Origin of the sequence: Ochrobactrum sp. BTU1, from assembly GCA_018798825.1 — a bacterium.
Lineage (GTDB): Bacteria > Pseudomonadota > Alphaproteobacteria > Rhizobiales > Rhizobiaceae > Brucella.
Map to the genome: position 1 here is coordinate 199,730 of CP076355.1, position 20,404 is coordinate 220,133.

A 20,404-nucleotide genomic window follows, 5' to 3' on the forward strand; every position below is an offset into this window, starting at 1 on the left:
GAAAGCCAGAAATATGAATGAACAAGTCAAAACAAAGAAGCTGATCAACGCGCCGGAAAACATCATTGCGGAAATGATAGAAGGTATGGTCGGCGCGCATCCTGACATGCTGCGTGTTGAAGGCGAAACGGGTCGTGCAGTTGTGGCTGTCGATGGTCCACGCGAAGGCAAGGTCGGCATTGTGGTCGGTGGCGGTTCAGGTCACGAGCCAGCTTTTGCGGGCTATGTCGGGCGCGGCCTTGCCGATGCAGCAGCTGTTGGCAACGTGTTTGCCTCCCCATCGCCTGCTCATATTGCAGAAGCGGCACGGGCTGCGGATGGTGGCGCTGGCGTGCTGATGCTCTATGGCAATTATACCGGCGACGTTCTTAACTTCACGATGGCTGCGGAAGAACTCGCGCAGGACGGCATGGATGTGCGTCATGTCGCAGTTGCGGACGATGTGGCCTCGGCTCCGCTTGATCGCAAGTCGGAGCGCCGCGGTATTGCCGGTGATTTCTTTGTGTTCAAGGTTGCTGGTGCTGCCGCTGATTTGGGTGAATCCCTGCCGCGCGTTGAAGCCCTAGCGCAGGCTGCCAATGAAGCGACCCGTTCGATGGGCGTGGCATTGAGCCCATGCTCGCTGCCCCAGACCGGCAAGCCGAACTTTTCCATCGGTGACGATGAAATGGAAATCGGCATGGGCCTGCATGGCGAGCCGGGTATCCGCCGCCAGAAGCTGGCGCCCGCCGATGAAGTGACTGACGAACTGATGGCCTCGGTTGTCGAAGAACTGGCACTCAAGGCTGGTGATCGCGTTGCTGTTCTGGTCAACGGACTTGGCGCGACCACGCATATCGAGCTCTACCTGATTTTCCGCCGCGTGAAGCAGATCCTGGATGGCAGGGACGTTCAGATCCACGCCTCCTGGGTTGGCGAATATGCGACGTCGCTCGAAATGGCTGGTGCGTCGGTGACGTTGATGAAACTCGATGCGACGTTGCAGACGCTTCTCGATCATCCATGCCATACCCCAGCCTTAACGGTTGGTGCCGTGCAGCCAGCGGATCGTGAACCGGCTTCACATCGCAAGGCGCAGCGCAGTTCTGAACACAAGGAAGCTGCCATTGACACGCCGCGCAAACTCATCACCGAGGGTGACGTGACGCCTGCACTTTTCAAGGCGATGATGATGAATGTCGGCAATCAGATCATCGCCGAGAAGAATTGGCTTTCGGAACTCGATGGGGTGATTGGCGATGGCGATCATGGCATTACCATGGAAATCGGCTGGAAGGCCGTGCAACATGCGCTAGAAGACGAGCAGGGCGATGAAACCATCGAAGCCATCTGCAAGCGCATGGCCAAGGCGTTTCTTGATGCGGTTGGCGCCTCGTCGGGTCCGCTCTATGCAACTGCGTTCCTGCGTGCGGGTACGGCTGTCAGCAATCGTCTAAACCTTGATGGTACGGGCATTGCCGAATGGCTTGCAGCCGCATCGCAAGGCATTCAGGATCGGGGCCGCGCTGCACCCGGCGACAAGACGATGATTGATGCATGGGTTCCGGCGGTCGAGGCTGCGAATGAAGCTGCGAAGGCCGGCAAGTCCACGCTTGACGTACTGATTGCTGCCCGCGATGGTGCGGAAGCGGGCATGAAGGCGACCACCGCAATGGAATCGCGTCGTGGCCGTTCAGCCAAGCTGGGCGAGCGCTCCATCGGCCATATTGATCCGGGTGCAGCGTCTACATTCGTAACCCTGCGCGCCATGGCAGAAGCGCTTCAAGGTAAAGCTTAATCAATTAGCACAGGGGCCGTGTTTAGCGCGGCCCCTGCAATAATGCGCGGGCAACGCCTTCATTGGTGACGAGGCGATTGACAAAGCCGCCGCGCAGAATGGCCCGAATAATCGGAATTTTATTCGGCCCACCCGAGACCAGAACCGATGCGGGTTTGAGTTTGAGCTTGTCTGGTGGCAGGGCAATGATTGATTCATTGAGGAAATGGTCAATCGGACGCCCCTGAGCATCAAGAAAATACCCCAGAAATTCACCGACCGCCCCAAGCCTCAGGACGGCATCGAGGTTATCTTTCACCACGCGGATGTGGGTGAGTGAGGTTTCCGATGTTAGTGCGCCGCAAGAGACAAGGCCGATATCCGCGATTTCGGTGCGCGCCAGAACGTCTGTCAGTTCGTCGCTCAAAAGAATTGCATCGCGGCTTTCGCGGTTTGCGCAATAGATCGGAGCAGTGAGATAATGACACTCAACGCCGAGCGCTCGCGCAAAGTCGGTTGCAACTTCAAATGTGTTTGTAGAGGAGCCGCTGGTCACGCCCCCGGTCAGACTGACGACCCAGCTTTCAGGTTTGGGACGCGAACGTAAATTTCTAACCGCAAAACTTAAAGTGCGTCCCGAGGCAATGCCCACCCCCATGTCCCGCCCTGAAATCAGCTCGCTTGCCATGGTCCCTGCGGCTTCGCCGATCACACGTTTCTGCTCCAGATAGTCATCAAGATCCGGCACCACTACGGCATCAGCTAAGCCGTAACGAGCCGCGACCTTCTCCGCCAGTTCGATACAATCCACAAGCGGCAGGCTGACTTTGACCTGTATCTGACCCGACTCGCGAACCTGACCAATGATCTTGTTGACCTTTAGCCGGGTAATGTTAAGCCGTTGTGCGATTTCCTGCTGAGTCTGGCCGCCAATGAAATAGAGCCAGGCCACGCGTGCGCGCTCCTGCTCTTCATCGACTGATACGAAATTCTCGTTCATTCACTGGCCCTTAACAGTCGCTACGTGCGGCAGAATATCCTTGAGCGGTCGCGCTGAAAAGCATCAATTCCTGCGCTCTTTCAACGCGCATCTTGCCTGAAAACGGTTTCTCATTTTCAGGATGCGCTTCTCACTCTTTTCATAACTGAGGTACGGGCCGCAATGAATTTTGCAATGCCGGATGTTATTTCTTTTCAAGCTACGCTGAATGCCGACACATTTTTGTATATGAAATTTGCAGAGCATTTTTAAGTAATTTAACTTGACTCAAATTATCATGTTAAATAGAGGTTGCGGCGGAGGCATCCCTGTCGGCGGGTAAGATCATGTATAACAAAAATAGTCAGAAGACGGCGCTTCATCGATTTGTCGAGGGAGATGGATTCTGGGTAGCGTATGCTGGTTTATTTGCAGTGATCGTTATCATTGCAAATCTTTACCTTTGAAAATTGTCAGCCTGTAAACTGCAACGTCTGCAGGCCGACCACGCATATCAGCAGCAAGCAATAGTTCTCAGGTAGCCAGCCACTGATTTCCACTTTCGCGAGGAAACAGTGAAAAAAATACACTCAAAACAATACGGCATTCTTTTACTCGGTGTTGCCTATAGCGCATTCATCGCGGGCATTCCCGCGGCCTATCCGCAATCGGCGAGCGCTACACAGCAGAGTGCAGAAGCGGGCGACAAGTCACAAGACCAGAAGGTTCCAGGCTCTGTGGAGCTTCAGCCGATTATCATCAGTGCAGGCGTCGACATGGACGCGCCCTATCTGACGCCAGGCGGTGTCAGCGTCATCGATGGCAATATCGTGCAGGAAAAATACGGTGGCGATGCAAACGCAATCGTTCGCTCCATGCCTGGCACTTTCACGCGTATCTCATCGAGCCAGCCGGGTGTTGCGGTTAATATTCGTGGCTTTGAATCGGATGGTCGCATCAATACCATGATCGATGGTGTTCCGCAGATGTTCAGAAACACTGCAGGTCATGCTTCGACCGGTGGAGAACTGCTTTATATCGATACCAACCTGCTAGCAGGTGTGGGTGCCGAGCGCGGTGCTGTAAACGGTGCCCATGGCATGGGGTCGCTTGCCGGAGCGGTCAATTTCAGGACGATTGATTTCCAAGATGTGGTCCTTGATGGACAGGACCAGGGCGTCAAGACAATCATGAAGGCCGGAAATAATGGCTTCGGTCTTTCGGGCATGATTGCCGGTGGTGCAAGGACCAATATACCTGGATCGGGAACGGCGTCTATTGTTGGTGCTTTCAGCTATAGTGATCGCGAGAATTACCGCCGAGGAGACGGTGTTTACAATACGCCGGATGCGAGTAACAAGCCGGGTTCGGGTTTGTTGAAGTTTCATTTCCAGCCAGACGATGTGCATGATCTGAAACTCGGCGCACGGTGGTACAAGAACCGCTTTCTGGTTTCGGGCTATGAGTGGGGCGTAACGAACTCGACTTACACGGCCAACTATAGCTATAATCCGGATAGTGACTGGATCGATTTGAAGGTCAACGCTTATTATAACCGCACAGATATGTCTTACGATCCGACGACCGGTGGTTCTTATCGGCAGCGCCAGACGCGTGACAATGGCTATGGATTCGATGTCACGAACACCAGCCGTTTTGACATCACCGACGCCGTTAGCGCTCGCTGGGAATATGGTGCGGCCTATTCTTCGGACGATTACAAGGTCAATAATTATCGTGGGGCAAACCCTCCCGGCAGAATGCAAAAAGCGCGTGCTTTCACAGACCTCACTTTGTCGAGCGGAATCTTTGAGCTTAGCACAGGGATAAATTACGACTACTGGACCCTGAGTGGGCACCAAAGCCCTTGTACGGCCAATGTCGGTTTCTGCCCACCAACGGGCGGTAATGTCGATGTGTCACGAAGTGAAAATGCGTTAAATCCGAAGATTACTCTCTCCGCAAAGCCGCTGGATTGGTTGCAGCCTTACGTCACCTATGCTCACACGTTCAGGCCTCCATCCGCGCGAGAAGCGCTATGGGCACTGGTTCCAATCGGCGCTGGCATTGGTGGTGGTCAGTTCTCCAACTTCTACCTCGATCCGGAAAAGTCTCGCGGATGGGAGTTCGGCACAAATGTCATTAAAGATGACGTATTGTTGGCAGGCGACGCATTGAGACTGAAAGTAAACTACTTCCGCTACGATATCGAAAACTACATCGTCAACAATATCATCAGCCTGCCGGGCGATCCGTATGAACGGGCAATCTGGGTCAATGTGCCAGGAACCACCCACTCACGCGGCTTCGAAATCGAAGGCGGTTATGATGCGCGGTTTGCCTATGTGAACTTGTCTTATACCCATGCAACCAACGATCAGCCAGTTGGCTGGGGCGCAGGTATCGGCAATGGCGACTCGACATTCCTGCCGGAAGACTATGTGACTGCCGATGTCGGCGTTCGTGCATTTGATGAAGCTCTGACGGTCGGTGCCACGATGAATTATGTTGGCGGCAGCCGCTACGCAGTTGGATTTGGCGATACCGAGAAGAAGGAAGCCTATACGCTTTACAATCTCTATGCCTCGTACAAGTTCAACAAACACGCGACCGCGTTCATGAACGTCGAGAACTTGACGGATGTGGCGTATAGCCCAGCTGTATCGGGTGAAATGGCTGACAAAACCGGCCGCGGGCGCACCTTTATGGTGGGGCTCACAACCCAGTTCTAACCTGAAAAAAATGAAAATCGTACGGCTGGCGTAATGTCAGTCGTATGAACTTAGAGCTCGATGGGGACTGTGACCACGACTTTCAGACCCGGTTCGTTGTTGAGTTCTTCCATCTCGCCGCCAAGTCCCAACACAATGGCATTAAGCATTTTGCTGCCAAAGCCGACGCGGCTGCGTGTCTTGCCCGTTCCGTTATCAGCTACGATCAGGCGCGCCTCATTGAAATGCTGATCAAGCGTAACCCATGTTGGTCCTGGTGCGCCATCATAGGCATATTTATTCGCGTTGGTCACAAGCTCGGAATAGACCAAACCAATATTGATTGCGCGGTCGGCATTGATGAGCACATGCGAGAGCCTGCTTGTATGGCGGCTGCGCCATTCCTCTCCCATCGATTGAAACAGTTCGTTCGACAGTTCGTCGAGATAGCGGGCAAGATCAACGGAACCGACATAGCTATCGGAATAAAGACGGCGGTGGACGAGTGCCACTGCGGCGATACGGCTGCGGGCATCCGTCAAATACTGCGTAATCAACGGATCGCTGGTTTCCCGCATTTGCATTCCAAGGAAGGTCGAAACGAGCTGAAGACTGTTCTGGACGCGGTGATTGATTTCCTTCATCAGAAAATCTTTCTGTTCCAGAAGCTTTTCCTGCTGATCCAGAGTGCGCTGCAATTCGCTGTTCAGCTTGTCTATCCGACGGCGCTGATAGGCCTCGTGAATGACGCGGCTAATTCGATGCATTGCGTCGATCTTGTTGAAGTTCCAATAACGTGAGCGACCATGCACTTCTTCCGACCAGGCTTCAAACGAGGCGCGTGGCGTGAGCGGCGTTGAGGCGGAATCCGACGTGTCTTTATGAGGATTACCTGCCCATTCCACGATCTGCACTTTTTCCGCGCGCGACCAGATCAGAAACACATCTTCATCCAAATGTAGTTTCAACACGGCAATGCCGCTGGCAATTGGGATAATATGTTGCGGCAGGTCTTTGTCACGCCCCATCTCATGTGAATGAAACAAGCCGTCTTTGAACCTACCGTGGATCAGATCAAGGATTGTTCGCAAATCGGAAATATCGGGCGACGCACCGGTCCGCGCCGCGATCTTTCCATTGAAAACCACGGCAAAGCCATCCGCAATCATCATCTGTCGCAGATTGTCGGCGGCTTCCGCAAGGCGTTCTTCGAGTGGTGCGTTAATCAGGAGTGCTTCGACCAGTCGATCTTCATGCGAACGCAGCCGCAACCGCTCCCGGGCATTTTCTGCCTCATCCTTCGATTTCATCTGTCGGGCGAGGCTTGCGGCCAACGCACGGGCTGATGCGCGTGTTGCAAATGGCATAGCAAGCGGCACCACATTGTGACAGGCAATGAGGCCCCAGAGTACGCCGTCCTTGATGATCGAGACAGATGCGCTAGCGGCAACGCCCATATTCTGCAGATATTGGAGGTGAATGGGGGAAACACTACGCAGGGCTACATCGCTCAAATCCAGCGGCTGCTGTGGTTCTTCGCTGTACCATCTCAGGGGAGCCGGAACATAGGACGCGTCTGGAATGACGCGCACGCGATTGCGAAGATAAAGCGCCCTTGCTTGTTTGGGAATGTCGCTGGCAGGAAAGTGGTGGTTGCGAAAAGAAGGGTAATTGTCGTTGCCATCTTCAGCTACCACAACGCCGGACGCATCTTCGAGAAACTGATAGATCATCACGCGATCAAAACCGGTCAGTTTGCGGAATGCCACCACAGCTTTCTGAAAAAGAGTCCTAATATCGGGTGCTGCTTCAAACTGATAAGCCACCGCCTCAAGACCAGAAAGAGACTGCTCAGGCGTAACAAATGAATGCAGTGCGGGTTCTATTTCGACCAGCAGATATTCGCTGAGGATATGGCCGAGGAGGTCGAAAGTTTCCTCCCCAATGATGAGTTTACCCAGAATGATTTCGTCGGCTCGCGGCGCTTCTGTGGCGAGCGCCAGTGCATCGAATTGCAAAAGGTCATCGAGGTTCTGGCCGGGCCATGTCTCCCCAAAATAGGCCTCCAATTGCCCGGCGCCGCCGACGATGAGACCGCTCGCCAGTTCTGCTATGAGTAGCATGCCATGCGGCTGGATAGATCCGGGTATATGAATTGGTTCGCGGTCGCAGGCAGTCTGATCAAGCGGGCTGTCTGGCGACATAGTTGAAGACCTTTTGATAATTATACTCAAATGCACCGAATGCTGCGATGGCGGCAAATTTGCAGCGCTCTTCGTCATCGTCATCGAAGGGCGTTATATCGATCAAATTAAGTGTTTGCTGCCATGAACGCAAATTCGCCATTTGTCTGTCGAGATGTCTGGCGCCGAACTCTTTCGTGAAACCGAGTTTGGCGACTTGCTCGGCGCGGTCCTGAACCCGAATGGCGGATGCTTCCAGCACATAGAGCGTCCCGATGATGGTGGGTAGATCGACGGGCTCGGTCGCGCGCTTGAACTTCAACGTCTCGGGTGGGAGACAATCGGGGAAGTCATTTATATCGTGGGTAAGATCAGGCTCAATCCTGCGGTCGTTCCATTGCGGTAGAAGAGCTTCGATGTGGCTTGTTTCAAGCATCGATTCCAGTAAAAGGCGACTTGCAAGCGTAGCCTGCAAATAATTTCTGTAGGAAGCTTCTGAACCAAACATGGACAGATCGCTGCACAGCGCGTCGACTCGATTATGATGAGGATCGGTGGCCGACTTTAATCGCCAATATCGCCCCGACGTCACTTTATGGAACATTGAAGAAATTCACTCCGCTTAAGTCTGGAGTGTACGAAAGCTAAAAATTCAGACGCACCTCTCCGGGCGCACTAACGCAGCAGATGCAATTTTGTTCCGAAATATTTGGGTGGTGTCCGCAAATAAATAGATGTTGCGCAAGCCAGGAAAAGCCTGAACCGAATGATGTGCCTGAGAAAAAGCTAAAAGCCGAAAAACGTCTAAGCACTTGAGCGTTATACTAAATTTAAGGCTTGGAGTTCGAATGGTGGGCGTAACAGGGATTGAACCTGTGACCCCTACAATGTCAATGTAGTGCTCTCCCGCTGAGCTATACGCCCATTCGATGTGGCGCATACACCATATAGCGTTGCGTCCGTCAATGCCCTTTTTTGAACTTTTTTATTCTTTTTGTTGAATACCTTATCAAAGGCCGGGAAAGTCGCTGGTCGCCTTATGCGGCGATCAGCATTTTTTCAATTTCGTTCACAAGATCGCGCAGGTGGAAAGGCTTGGAAAGCACTTTCGCATCGCGCGGGGCGTCCGAATCGGGATTGAGGGCCACTGCCGCAAAGCCCGTAATGAACATGATTTTCAGATCAGGGTCGATTTCAGTTGCGCGGCGTGCAAGCTCGATACCATCCATTTCTGGCATGACGATATCGGTCAAAAGCAGCGAGAATGGCTCCTCGCGCAGTCTGTCATAGGCGCTGGCACCGTTATCGAAATGAGTAACGTGATAGCCCGCCTTTTCCAGCGCCTTCACGAGGAAACGACGCATATCGTTGTCGTCTTCAGCTAGCAGAATTCTTTTCATGGGTCCGTCCGAATTTCGCGCCGCCCGTTCGTGCCTTCTGGCACAAATGACGACTCAGTTTTCACACTAGAAAACGCTTTTTTGGTAAATATGAAATGAATGCTCTCGCAAATGTTAATTGTTATGGCCAGTGTTTGGCAACAAGCTGATATGTGTTACAGCTTTGCATCGTTTGAACGGCCTGCCAAAGGGAGGAAAGGTTGGCCCTCAAACATTGGATATTGAATCGCGCCCTATTATTATAAGATACTGCTTTAAAAGCGTAATTATCGTATGGTCGGTCGTCTAAAGGCAGTCGAAACGGGTTTAAGTATGAGTCTGGATCGTGATTTTCATCTGATGCCCCCTTTCGAGGTCTGTGCACCTGCGCAGCAGCGTATTCCTTTCGTTTTTAATTCTCCCCACAGCGGTCGAGCCTATCCCAATTCATTTCTCGAAGAATCGCGGCTGGATGCGCTCGCCATTCGCTATTCCGAAGATTGCTACGTCGATGAGCTTTTTGCAGCAGTGCCTCGCCTTGGCGCGCCGTTGCTCAAAGCCCACTTCCCGCGCGCCTTTCTGGACGTAAACCGTGAGCCATACGAGCTTGACCCGCGAATGTTTGCGGAGCCTTTGCCGCCTTACGTGAACAGCCAGTCGGCGCGTGTTGCGGGCGGTCTGGGCACTGTGCCGCGTCTGGTCGGCGAGGGGCAGCTTATTTATCCTGGCCGCATATCGCTTGAAGAGGCCTATTATCGTATTGAGGAGCTTTATAAGCCCTATCACCGTGCGCTGGATGGTCTGCTTCAGTCGACCCATGAGCGCTTTGGCTATTCGGTTCTGATCGATTGTCACTCAATGCCGGGCGGCACGCGCTCCGGCGATGTTGGCGGGCGGCCTGATTTCATCATTGGTGATCGTTTCGGTCGATCCTGCAGCGAGCAGCTGACGCAGGCGGCAATCGAGTTGCTTCGCGGCCTTGGGTACACTGTCGCACATAACAAGCCTTATGCAGGTGGTTTTATCACGGAGCATTATGGCAGACCTGCTGCAGCCTGTTACGCGTTGCAGATCGAGATCAATCGCAGTCTCTATATGAATGAGCAGACCTTGCAGAAGCTTGCCGGCTTCGATGCGCTATGCGCCGATCTCTATCAGTTCCTGAGCGATCTCACGTCCTTGCCGGATGAACTTCTGGTCGTGCGGCCGCTCGCAGCTGAATAGCTGTCGGGTGCTCTAACACTATATATTTACAGCATAATCTCACCTTAAACTGGTTCAGGTTTCAGGAATTATGCTGCAGCACAGAAATCTAACATCAAATGCATATAAAAAGAGCCGCGCTCCAAGAAGAAAGCGCGGCCAAAGACTAGGGAGGAAATGCCCCGAAAGGCACCGACAGGACAGCCTGTCTGACCTTTAAGTTACGCGGCAAAGCTTTATGCGTCAAGGATTTACGCATATTTTTTGTGCTAAAAAATAGACAGCTCAAATTGTGAGCAATATTAGGACGAGATGCACATCAATGCATCATCTTATGGAAACGGGAGATTGGGATTGCTGATTGATAAGGCATTTTTTTCCGAAGTCGCTTCGGTCGCAGCTGCTGAAACCTTGCCACGGTTTCGCCAGTTCAACGAGATCGACAACAAATATACTTCGGGATTTGATCCGGTCACGGAAGCCGACCGTGCTGCGGAACGCGCGATTCGTGCAGTCATCGGGCGCGAGTTTCCAGATCACGGCATTCTTGGCGAAGAATATGGCCCTGAAAATATCGATCGCAGTCATGTTTGGGTGATCGACCCGGTTGATGGCACCCGCGCTTTCATCTCTGGTCTGCCTGTTTGGGGAACGCTGGTCGGCCTGACCGTCGATGGCGATGCAAAGGCTGGCATGATGTCCCAGCCTTTCACGGGTGAGCTGTTTTACGGCGATGCCAATGGTTCTTATCTCCTCCGCGAAGGTGCAGAACCACGTCGGCTTTCTGTGCGCGCTCAGGCAAAGCTTGAAGATGCGACCATGTTCACCACCACGCCGGCACTTTTCAAGGGCGATCTGCGTAAGGGCTTTGACCGACTGGAAAATGCGGTGCGTCTGTCGCGTTACGGCGTTGATTGCTATGCCTTTGCGATGCTGGCAAGTGGCTTTGCCGATATCGTCGTGGAAGCGGGCCTTCAGCCCTATGATATCGTGGCGCTCATTCCAATCATCGAGCAGGCGGGTGGCGTTGTCACGCAGCGTGACGGCGGCCCGGCAGAAAAGGGCGGTGATGTTGTTGCCGCAGCTTCACCAGCACTGCACAAGGCCGCTCTTGATTTGCTGAACAGCTGATCGTCAGGCCTTGTCTGGATTTGCAGGCTCTATGCTCTCTGGAAGCGCTTCAATTTCCGATGTGCCGGGAATGAAAGCGTCGAAAGCGGCAAGAGCCTGCTCCCGATAGAAATCGGCTTCCTGAAGCAATTCATGGCGAGCGCCGTCGATGACGACGAGCGAGACGTTGCGCGTGCGCGCAGCAAAGCGCTCAATAGCTGTGGTCGAGACGACCTTGTCAGCACCTGCAGCAATAACCAGCACAGGCACTGTCGGCCCGTCATAGAAACCGGGCTGATGAATACGGGCTGCGGCCGCAAGCGCATTGCCGATCCAGTTGATCGTTGGCCCGCCAAGCGCCAGTTCTGGATGTTTTCGCACCACAGCCACATTCCGTTCAAAGCGTTCCGGATCATTGGTCAGCGGGTTGTTTTCAAAGGGCCTTTCACCGCGCAAGCGCCCACCGGCGGCATAATTCCGACCCATTCCTAGCCAGCGCAAGGTCGTTGCCATGAAGCGCATTTTGGTGTCGCCGGATTGTGATGGACGCAATCCCATTAATGGCGCGCACAGCACGATACGCGTCACGCGCGATGCCAGTTTGTGAATCGATGAATAGGTAATCAGTGCGCCTGCCGAATGCGCCAGCACATAGAAGGGTGGCGGACAATCAGGCAGCACGATCTCGGTCAGAAACTGATCGAGATCGTCAGTATAGTCGCTGAAATTCCGAACATAGCCGCGCAGCCGGTCTTCGAGCAGCCGCTGCGAACCACCCTGGCCGCGCCAGTCGAGCGTTGCGACCGTGAACCCGCGTCTGGCCAGATCCGAGATGGTTTCAAAGTATTTTTCGATAAACTCGTTGCGGCCCTGCAGCAGAATAATGGTTCCGCGCGAAGGTTTTGTTTCGGGCCTCATAATGGCGTAGCGCAGATCCAGGCCATCTTTCGATTTGAACTGTCCTGATTTTGTCCCTGCGGGAATGGGGTTCGCGTCGGTTTCAAAAAGAAATTCTGGCATTCAAACTGCGGCCCCAATTAAAATCACACACCAGTATAGTCGGATAAAGAATGATAAAAAGTAACCGGAAGTTTGCAAGCAAACTTCCGGTTCAGGAAACAACCAGTGCAAGGGACGTTACACTGGCTGATCTTTCCAAATCAGAGAATATTACCAGCCGCGACCAACGCGGCGTTCATCGATGATGCGGCCGCTGAATGCATCGACCACAACGATTACGCGGCGGCCATTCGGGCGGGTTGCCTTGACGAGATAAGCTCCGCGTTCACGGCGCATATCACCGACATCATAGCCGCGGCGCTGCAGTGAGCGCGAAATCTGGCGTGGGCCGAGTGTTTCCGGACGTCCATAGCCGTCACCCCAGCCCGGTCCGCGACCCGGGCCTCTATCATATCCGCGATCTGGACCGTCCCAACCTGGACGTGGTCCGCCGCGTGGCGGCATTGGTGGACGATAACCATCATCGTCGTAATACTGAACCTGAACACGCAGGCCGTTATCAGCTGCATGGGACGTAGTCGCAATTCCGGTTGCGACGGTGGCAAGTGCGGCAAAAGCAAGAAAAGCTTTTTTCATAACCGTAATCCTTTGGTGAACCCGCCTCTCAGCAGGCATAGTGGGACAATAGCCCCAAGCATCTGAACGCTCGCCGAAGATGATGTTCATTTTGGGTTCATTGGATGGCGTAACCCCCAATTTCCGGGGTCCAAGCGATCAGGAGTTGTTACGCTAAGTGATAAGCCGTGTAACTATATTCTCGGCTTTCACGCGCGGCCCCGACAGCGTTTTATGCAAGACACAATAAAATCAGCCTTGAAATGAAAAAGGGGCATTCCCAATTAAGTTTTGCGGTCGCCGATAACGGGATCGCCGGCACGAAGGATTCGCCAGAATGGGAGTTCTGCCGCCAAACCAATGCATTATGTCGCTCTTAAGGAGGGCTTACACATGCGTCACGTTGATTTTTCCCCGCTCTATCGTTCCACCGTTGGTTTCGACCGCCTCTTCTCCTCGATGCTCGACACGCTCGCATCGCCAGAAGGTTCGCAGTCTTATCCGCCATATAATATTGAGCGGACCGGTGAGAACACCTATCGCATCACCATGGCCGTTGCAGGCTTTTCGGAAAGCGAACTCGAAATCGAAGCCCATCGCAATCAGTTGACCGTGAAGGGCCAGAAGGCCGAGAACGATGCTTCTGAAACCGGTGAAGTGCTTTATCGCGGCATTGCTTCGCGTGCTTTCGAGCGCCGCTTCCAGCTTGCAGACTTTGTTGAAGTTGCTGGCGCCAGCCTCAAGAATGGCTTGCTCCATATCGATCTCAAGCGCGAAATCCCTGAACAGATGAAGCCGCGCAAGATAGAAGTCAGCAAAGCATCGGTTGGTGAAGCCCAGCAGATCGAAACGAAAACTGCCCACTAATCTCTGCTGAAGCCTATATAAAGAAAGCGGCGCATTAAGCGCCGCTTTTTTTGCTTTTGGGATACGCGCTCTAAGCGATAAGCTTGCCGAACTGATCGACTTCTTCTTCGGTATTGGCAAAGCTCGTGACGAAGCGCGCGAAGATTTCGCCCTCGCTGATGCGGTTGACTTCCGAATGCGGCGGGTTCCAGTCATAGAAGATCGCACCCGCACTGCGCAGGCGGTCATAGACTGACTGTTTCATGATCGCGAAAACCTCGTTGGCTTCCGGCTTCCATGCGAGCCGCATCTGGCTGGATGCATCGATGTGACGGGCGAGACGCGCGGAGAGCGCATTGGAATGCTTTGCAAGGTCAATCCAGAGATCGTCTGCAAGATAGGCATCGAACTGTGCTGCAATAAAGCGCGTCTTTGAGAAAAGCTGTGCCGCACGTTTGCGGATGAAAGGCAGGTCGCGTGCGCGGGCCGGGTCCATGAAGACCAGTGCTTCCGCACACCAGCAACCATTCTTGGTGCCGCCAAAGGAAACAATATCGACGCCTTGTTTCCACGTCATTTCGGCTGGCGTCATATCAAGGGATACAAGCGCGTTGGCAAAACGTGCGCCGTCCATATGCAGAGGCAGGCCCGCATCGCGGCAAATCTGCGAGATCGTCGCGATATGTTCAGACTGGTACAGCGTGCCGACTTCCGTGGCCTGCGTGATGCTGACCGCCATCGGCTGACCGGCATGGACGAAAGCTGGATTGAAACGCTTGAGTTCGCGCTTGAGCAATTCAGGATCAATACGGCCCATTGCGCCATCAATCGGATGCAGACGTGCGCCGCCGGTGAAATATTCAGGCGCACCGCATTCATCTTCGATCACATGCGCTTCTCGATGCACGAGTGAAACGCCGCCCGGACGGTTGACGCTGGCGAGCGCCAAGGAGTTGGCCGCCGTGCCTGTGCCGACAAAGAAGACCGCGACTTCACGCTCGAACAATTCGTTGAAACGCTGTTCAACGCGTTTGTCGATTTCGCTGGCGCCATAGGCTGCAGCAAATCCGTTTGCATGAAGCGAAAGACTTTCAGCGATTTTCGGGTGGGCGCCTGCCCAATTGTCTGAAGCAAAATGCACGATGTTCTCCGCTGGCGGTAGGACCTTATAGCAAAGGTCTATAACCGGACTCGGTAACAGGCGTAAGGCCTGTTGACGCTAAAAAGCGAGCAGCATGTGTCACTTTTTAGAGCTTCCCGTGAGGAGCGCCAGGCGCGCCAAACTGACGCAACTAGCATCAAACGTAATTAAATGATGCAATAGTGAATGTCTGCGACACTTTGTTTCGCAATTGGCTCGAAAAAATCATGTTTCCATCTTGTGAGCGAATTTGAATTCTGTCATACGTGATTAGGACAGCAATACTGACTAATTCACCCTTGCTGTCCAATTCATCACTGTGATCGTCAGGTTTCTTGTCAAAGCTTCCGTCAGTTGCAGAAAGAAAGTGCCGCGCGGATCGGGATAACCCGGCAGAATGCGATGCTTAATGAGACAGGGGAGTTTGGTGCGCCGCAATGCGGGCCGAGGTCGCTTGTCGAGCCTGAAAGACTACGGCGCCAAAACAATATTCCTTTCGATGGCTATGCCATCGGCCCCGGAACGTCGTCCAACGCCTTTTCGATAAGGCTTTCCATACATAGACTAAAGTGCGTCCCAAAAAGTGCGAAGCGGTTTTTGGATCAGACGCACGGCGAGACACAGCGCATCCCGAAAAGTGCGAAGCGGTTTTCGGATGAGATGCGCGACTAAAACAGTTCGGAACGAATAGCCGTTCCGGTTCATTATCGTATCGCGCAGGGTTGCGCGCTCACTGGAGGGAATGACGATGCCGCATTTGACGCCATCTGTATCGCATGTGGATTTACACAACGGTCAGAACGGAACGGTCAAAGCTGCGACCAATTCCACCAACGCAACCCGAAAAACGCGAACTTCGGCGGGTACTCCCCCCGCCCAAGGTCTCTATGATCCACGCAACGAACGCGACGCCTGCGGCGTTGGCTTCATTGCGCATTTGAAGGGTCAGAAGTCGCATCAGGTTGTCGAAAACGGCCTCAAGATGCTTGAAAACCTCACCCATCGTGGTGCGGTTGGCGCAGACCCTCTGATGGGCGATGGTGCAGGCATTCTGGTGCAGATTCCAGATCGCTTTTTTCGCGAAGAAATGGCGCGTCAGGGCATCGACCTGCCGCAGCCGGGCCATTATGCCGTAGGCTATCTCTTCATGCCGCGCGATGCAAAATTGCGTGCGCATATCGAAGAAATCATCAAGGAAGTCATTGCTGCTGAAGGCCAGACATTCATCGGTTTCCGTCAGGTGCCGGTTGATAATGAGTCTTTGTCGAAGGCTCCTGAAATTGCTGCGACCGAGCCTTTCCATGTCCAGGTTTTCATCGGCCGTAGCGCGACTATTGAAACCGACGATGATTTTGAACGCCGTCTGTTCGTGCTGCGCAAGGTCATTTCCAACCGCATCTATCAGGAAAACGAGGGGGACGATAAGGGCTTCTATATCGTATCCATGTCGGCGCGCACTGTTGTTTATAAGGGCATGTTCCTGGCCTATCAGGTTGGTGCCTATTACAACGACCTGAAAGATCCGCGCTTTGAAAGTGCTGTGGCTCTCGTTCACCAGCGCTTTTCGACCAATACTTTCCCGTCGTGGCGTCTGGCGCATCCATATCGCATGGTTGCGCATAACGGCGAAATCAACACGCTGCGCGGCAACGTCAACTGGATGGCTGCCCGTCAGGCATCGGTGGATTCGGAGCTGTTCGGCAACGATATTTCCAAGCTTTGGCCGATTTCCTACGAAGGTCAGTCAGACACTGCCTGCTTCGATAACGCGCTCGAATTCCTGCATCAGGGAGGCTACAGCCTCGCCCATGCGATGATGATGCTGATCCCGGAAGCATGGTCGGGCAACAAGCTGATGTCGGACGAACGCCGCGCGTTCTACGAATATCATGCGGCTCTCATGGAGCCATGGGATGGTCCTGCAGCCGTTGCCTTTACCGATGGCCGCCAGATTGGTGCGACGCTGGACCGTAACGGTCTGCGTCCGGCCCGTTATATTGTGACTGACGATGATTTCGTCATTCTGGCTTCGGAAGCAGGGGTTCTGCCTGTCGAAGAGAAGAAGGTCGTCAAGAAGTGGCGTCTTCAGCCAGGCCGTATGCTGCTCATCGATATGGAAGAAGGCCGCATCGTTTCGGATGAGGAAATCAAGTCACAGATCGCACAGAAGCATCCTTACAAGCAGTGGCTTTCCAACACGCAGCTTATTCTGGAAGACCTGAACCCGGTTGAGCCTCGCGCGCTGCGCAAGGATGTAAGCCTCCTCGACCGTCAGCAGTCATTCGGTTACAGCCAGGAAGACACCAAGCTTCTGATGTCGCCAATGGCCACAACGGGTCAGGAAGCCATCGGTTCGATGGGTACGGATACGCCGATTTCGGCCATGTCCGACAAGTCGAAGCTGCTCTACACCTATTTCAAGCAGAACTTCGCGCAGGTCACCAACCCGCCGATTGATCCGATCCGTGAAGAGCTGGTGATGAGCCTTGTCTCCTTCATCGGACCGCGCCCAAACATTTTCGATCTGGTTGGCACATCGCGTCGCAAGCGTCTGGAAGTGCGTCAGCCGATCCTGACCAATGGCGATCTCGAAAAGATCCGCTCCATCGGTCACACGGAAGATCGCTTCGATACCAAGACGCTCGACATCACCTATAATGTCGGCGAAGGCGCTAACGGTATGCAGGGCGCGATTGAACGCCTGTGCGACCGTGCGGAAGCAGCGGTTCATGGCGGCTATAACATCGTCATCCTGTCGGATCGTCAGGTTGGTCCGGATCGCATTCCGATCCCGGCTCTGCTGGCAACGGCTGCTGTCCACCATCACCTGATCCGCAAGGGTCTTCGTACATCGGTCGGTCTGGTTGTTGAATCGGGTGAACCACGCGAAGTGCATCATTTCGCTTGCCTCGCAGGCTATGGTGCAGAAGCAATTAACCCGTATCTCGCCTTCGACACGCTGCTCGACATGCATCGCCGTCGCGAATTCCCGCCGGAAGTCGACGAATATGAAGTGGTCAAGCGCTACATCAAGTCGATCGGTAAGGGCATTCTCAAGGTCATGTCCAAGATGGGCATCTCGACCTACCAGTCCTATTGCGGCGCGCAGATTTTCGATGCGGTTGGCTTGCAGACGAGCTTTGTCGATCAGTTCTTCTTCGGTACGGCAACGAGCATCGAGGGCGTTGGTCTTGACGAAATCGCGGAAGAAACCGTGCGCCGTCACACCGATGCGTTCGGTAATGACCCGGTTCTGCTGACAGCGCTCGAAGTTGGTGGCGAATATGCCTACCGTATGCGTGGCGAAGCACATCTCTGGTCGCCGGATGCGGTAGCGAAACTGCAGCACGCCGTCCGTACTTCGAACCCTGATACATTCACCGAATATACGTCCATGCTCGACTCCAAGGCGGCGCAGGCAAAGACCATTCGTGGCTTGTTTGATATCCGCTTTGCGGAAGCAAGTGGTCGCAAGCCGGTTGCCATTGAAGAGGTTGAATCGGCGGTCGATATCGTCAAGCGCTTCTCGACCGGCGCCATGTCGTTCGGCTCGATCTCGCGTGAAGCTCACACCACGCTTGCGCGTGCGATGAACGCCATTGGCGGCAAGTCAAACACGGGTGAGGGCGGTGAAGAGCCGGATCGTTTCTATCCGCTGCCGGATGGTACGCCAAACCCAGAACGCTCTGCGATCAAGCAGGTGGCATCGGGCCGTTTCGGTGTGACGACGGAATATCTGGTCAATTCCGATCTCATCCAGATCAAGGTTGCGCAGGGTGCAAAGCCGGGTGAAGGCGGTCAGCTGCCGGGCCATAAGGTCGATGCGACCATCGCCAAGACACGTCACTCGACGCCGGGCGTTGGCCTCATTTCGCCTCCGCCACACCATGACATTTATTCCATCGAAGATCTGGCACAGCTGATCTATGATCTGAAGAACGTCAATCCGGCTGCTGATATTTCCGTTAAGCTGGTTTCGGAAGTGGGTGTTGGTACGGTTGCGGCCGGTGTTGCCAAGGCACGCGCTGACCACATCACAGTGTCCGGCTATGATGGCGGCACGGGTGCGTCTCCGCTCACATCACTCAAGCACGCTGGTTCGCCATGGGAAATCGGCCTTGCCGAAACCCACCAGACGCTGGTGTTGAATGGTCTTCGTTCGCGCATTGCGCTGCAGGTCGATGGCGGTCTTCGGACCGGTCGCGACGTGGTGATTGGTGCACTGCTCGGTGCCGACGAATTCGGTTTCTCGACCGCTCCGCTGATTGCCGCTGGCTGCATCATGATGCGCAAGTGCCATCTCAACACCTGCCCTGTGGGCGTTGCCACACAGGACCCTGTTCTGCGCAAGCGCTTCAAGGGCACGCCTGAGCATGTCATCAACTTCTTCTTCTATCTGGCAGAAGAAGTGCGCGCATTGCTGGCAGCCATGGGCTTCACCAAGCTTGAGCAGATTATCGGCGAAACCGAACTGCTCGAAAAGCAGACCATGATCGATCATTGGAAGGCCAAGGGTCTCGACTTCAGCCGTATCTTCTACAAGCCGGAAGCTGAGAAGCACGAAATCTTCTGGACCGAACGTCAGCATCATCCGATTGAAGATGTTCTGGATCGGACGCTGATTGCTCAGGCCATGCCTGCGCTTGAAAACAAGACGCCGGTCAAGATCGATGTCGACATCAAGAATGTCGACCGTTCGGCAGGTGCGATGCTTTCGGGTGAAGTGGCCAAGCGTTTCCGCCACAAGGGTCTGCCGGATGACACCATTGCCGTTACCCTCCGTGGTACGGCTGGCCAGTCCTTCGGTGCCTTTCTTGCACGCGGTGTCTCGTTCGAACTGATTGGCGATGGCAACGACTATATCGGCAAGGGTCTTTCGGGTGGTCGCATTGTCATACGTCCGCCAGAAGACACGCGTATTGTGGCTGAAAACTCGATCATCGCAGGTAATACCGTGCTTTACGGTGCGCTTGAAGGCGAGTGCTATTTCCGCGGTGTGGCAGGCGAGCGTTTCGCAGTGCGTAACTCTGGTGCGGTCACGGTTGTCGAAGGCGTGGGTGATCACGGCTGCGAATACATGACGGGTGGTGTGGTTGTCGTTATCGGTCAGACTGGCCGTAACTTTGCAGCGGGCATGTCGGGCGGTGTCGCCTATGTGCTGGATGAAGAAGGTGACTTTGCACAGCGCTGCAACATGGCGATGGTCGAGCTGGAACCGGTGCCGGAAGAGGATGACATCCTCGAAAAGCTGCACCATCACGGCGGCGACCTGATGCACAAGGGCCGTGTGGATGTATCGGCAAACATGACGCGCCACGACGAAGAACGTCTGGTGCAACTGATTGCCAACCATCTGCATTACACCGGCTCTACGCGTGCGAAAGACATTCTCGATAATTGGGAGAGCTATCGCCCGAAATTCGTGAAGGTCATGCCGGTCGAATATCGCCGCGCTCTCGAAGAGATGGAACGCATGCAGATCGGCGTTGCAGCGGAATAAAACTCATAATCAAGACGCGGT

At 54.1% G+C, this 20,404-nt stretch carries 13 protein-coding genes and 1 tRNA gene; 6 read left to right on the forward strand and 8 right to left on the reverse strand.

Annotated elements, in window-relative coordinates:
- Positions 1-13 precede the first annotated feature (13 nt).
- Complete coding sequence (gene dhaK, locus KMS41_12235; GenBank protein ID QWK79703.1) at positions 14-1,777, forward strand: dihydroxyacetone kinase subunit DhaK; 1,764 nt, start codon at positions 14-16, stop codon at positions 1,775-1,777.
- 22 nt (positions 1,778-1,799) lie between these two features.
- On the opposite strand, the gene KMS41_12240 is transcribed toward dhaK, so the two are convergent.
- Entirely contained in the window at positions 1,800-2,756 is a 957-nt protein-coding gene (locus KMS41_12240; GenBank protein QWK79704.1) for a sugar-binding transcriptional regulator, read from the reverse strand.
- Between the two features lie 554 nt (positions 2,757-3,310).
- Here KMS41_12240 and KMS41_12245 point away from each other — a divergent pair.
- Positions 3,311-5,467: a TonB-dependent receptor gene (locus tag KMS41_12245; protein ID QWK79705.1), complete on the forward strand. Its 2,157-nt coding sequence runs from the start codon at positions 3,311-3,313 to the stop codon at positions 5,465-5,467.
- A gap of 50 nt (positions 5,468-5,517) precedes the next feature.
- Here KMS41_12245 and KMS41_12250 read toward each other — a convergent pair whose 3' ends face one another.
- The 4 genes from KMS41_12250 to KMS41_12265 all read right to left on the reverse strand — a co-directional run bounded on the left by KMS41_12250 (position 5,518) and on the right by KMS41_12265 (position 9,029).
- Positions 5,518-7,650, reverse strand: a complete 2,133-nt coding sequence (locus KMS41_12250) for a GAF domain-containing protein (protein ID QWK79706.1) — start codon at positions 7,648-7,650, stop codon at positions 5,518-5,520.
- Entirely contained in the window at positions 7,628-8,137 is a 510-nt protein-coding gene (locus KMS41_12255; protein QWK79707.1) for a hypothetical protein, read from the reverse strand. Before KMS41_12255 ends, KMS41_12250 begins: the two co-directional genes overlap by 23 nt.
- A gap of 341 nt (positions 8,138-8,478) precedes the next feature.
- Positions 8,479-8,553: transfer RNA gene (locus KMS41_12260), tRNA-Val, on the reverse strand.
- A 113-nt stretch (positions 8,554-8,666) separates the two neighbouring features.
- Complete coding sequence (locus tag KMS41_12265; GenBank protein QWK79708.1) at positions 8,667-9,029, reverse strand: response regulator; 363 nt, start codon at positions 9,027-9,029, stop codon at positions 8,667-8,669.
- A 312-nt stretch (positions 9,030-9,341) separates the two neighbouring features.
- Between KMS41_12265 and KMS41_12270 the strand changes: the two genes are divergently transcribed.
- Complete coding sequence (locus tag KMS41_12270) at positions 9,342-10,232, forward strand: N-formylglutamate amidohydrolase (protein QWK79709.1); 891 nt, start codon at positions 9,342-9,344, stop codon at positions 10,230-10,232.
- Positions 10,233-10,565: 333 nt separating this feature from the next.
- Positions 10,566-11,342: a histidinol-phosphatase gene (gene hisN / locus KMS41_12275; GenBank protein ID QWK79710.1), complete on the forward strand. Its 777-nt coding sequence runs from the start codon at positions 10,566-10,568 to the stop codon at positions 11,340-11,342.
- 3 nt (positions 11,343-11,345) lie between these two features.
- Here the strand turns inward: hisN and KMS41_12280 are convergent, their stop codons facing one another.
- Both KMS41_12280 and KMS41_12285 read right to left on the reverse strand, forming a co-directional pair.
- On the reverse strand, positions 11,346-12,341 hold the full coding sequence (locus tag KMS41_12280; protein ID QWK79711.1) for an alpha/beta hydrolase: 996 nt from the start codon (positions 12,339-12,341) through the stop codon (positions 11,346-11,348).
- A 150-nt stretch (positions 12,342-12,491) separates the two neighbouring features.
- Complete coding sequence (locus KMS41_12285) at positions 12,492-12,917, reverse strand: PepSY domain-containing protein (GenBank protein QWK79712.1); 426 nt, start codon at positions 12,915-12,917, stop codon at positions 12,492-12,494.
- Between the two features lie 372 nt (positions 12,918-13,289).
- On the opposite strand from KMS41_12285, the gene KMS41_12290 reads away from it, so the two are divergent.
- Positions 13,290-13,763 carry an Hsp20 family protein gene (locus tag KMS41_12290; protein ID QWK79713.1) on the forward strand — a complete coding sequence of 158 codons (474 nt, stop codon included), beginning with the start codon at positions 13,290-13,292 and terminating at the stop codon, positions 13,761-13,763.
- Between the two features lie 70 nt (positions 13,764-13,833).
- On the opposite strand, the gene KMS41_12295 is transcribed toward KMS41_12290, so the two are convergent.
- A complete protein-coding gene (locus KMS41_12295; GenBank protein ID QWK79714.1) occupies positions 13,834-14,883 on the reverse strand; it encodes a low specificity L-threonine aldolase in 1,050 nt (349 codons plus the stop codon).
- Between the two features lie 748 nt (positions 14,884-15,631).
- Here KMS41_12295 and gltB point away from each other — a divergent pair.
- Complete coding sequence (gene gltB, locus KMS41_12300) at positions 15,632-20,383, forward strand: glutamate synthase large subunit (protein ID QWK79715.1); 4,752 nt, start codon at positions 15,632-15,634, stop codon at positions 20,381-20,383.
- Positions 20,384-20,404: the final 21 nt, after the last annotated feature.

Coding starts and splice junctions, on each gene's coding strand:
- dhaK (QWK79703.1), top strand. CDS start 14: ATGAATGAACAAGTCAAAACAAAGAAGCTGATCAACGCGCCGGAAAAC.
- KMS41_12240 (QWK79704.1), bottom strand. CDS start 2,756: ATGAACGAGAATTTCGTATCAGTCGATGAAGAGCAGGAGCGCGCACGC.
- KMS41_12250 (QWK79706.1), bottom strand. CDS start 7,650: ATGTCGCCAGACAGCCCGCTTGATCAGACTGCCTGCGACCGCGAACCA.
- KMS41_12255 (QWK79707.1), bottom strand. CDS start 8,137: ATGTTTGGTTCAGAAGCTTCCTACAGAAATTATTTGCAGGCTACGCTT.
- KMS41_12265 (QWK79708.1), bottom strand. CDS start 9,029: ATGAAAAGAATTCTGCTAGCTGAAGACGACAACGATATGCGTCGTTTC.
- KMS41_12270 (QWK79709.1), top strand. CDS start 9,342: ATGAGTCTGGATCGTGATTTTCATCTGATGCCCCCTTTCGAGGTCTGT.
- KMS41_12280 (QWK79711.1), bottom strand. CDS start 12,341: ATGCCAGAATTTCTTTTTGAAACCGACGCGAACCCCATTCCCGCAGGG.
- KMS41_12285 (QWK79712.1), bottom strand. CDS start 12,917: ATGAAAAAAGCTTTTCTTGCTTTTGCCGCACTTGCCACCGTCGCAACC.
- KMS41_12290 (QWK79713.1), top strand. CDS start 13,290: ATGCGTCACGTTGATTTTTCCCCGCTCTATCGTTCCACCGTTGGTTTC.
- gltB (QWK79715.1), top strand. CDS start 15,632: ATGCCGCATTTGACGCCATCTGTATCGCATGTGGATTTACACAACGGT.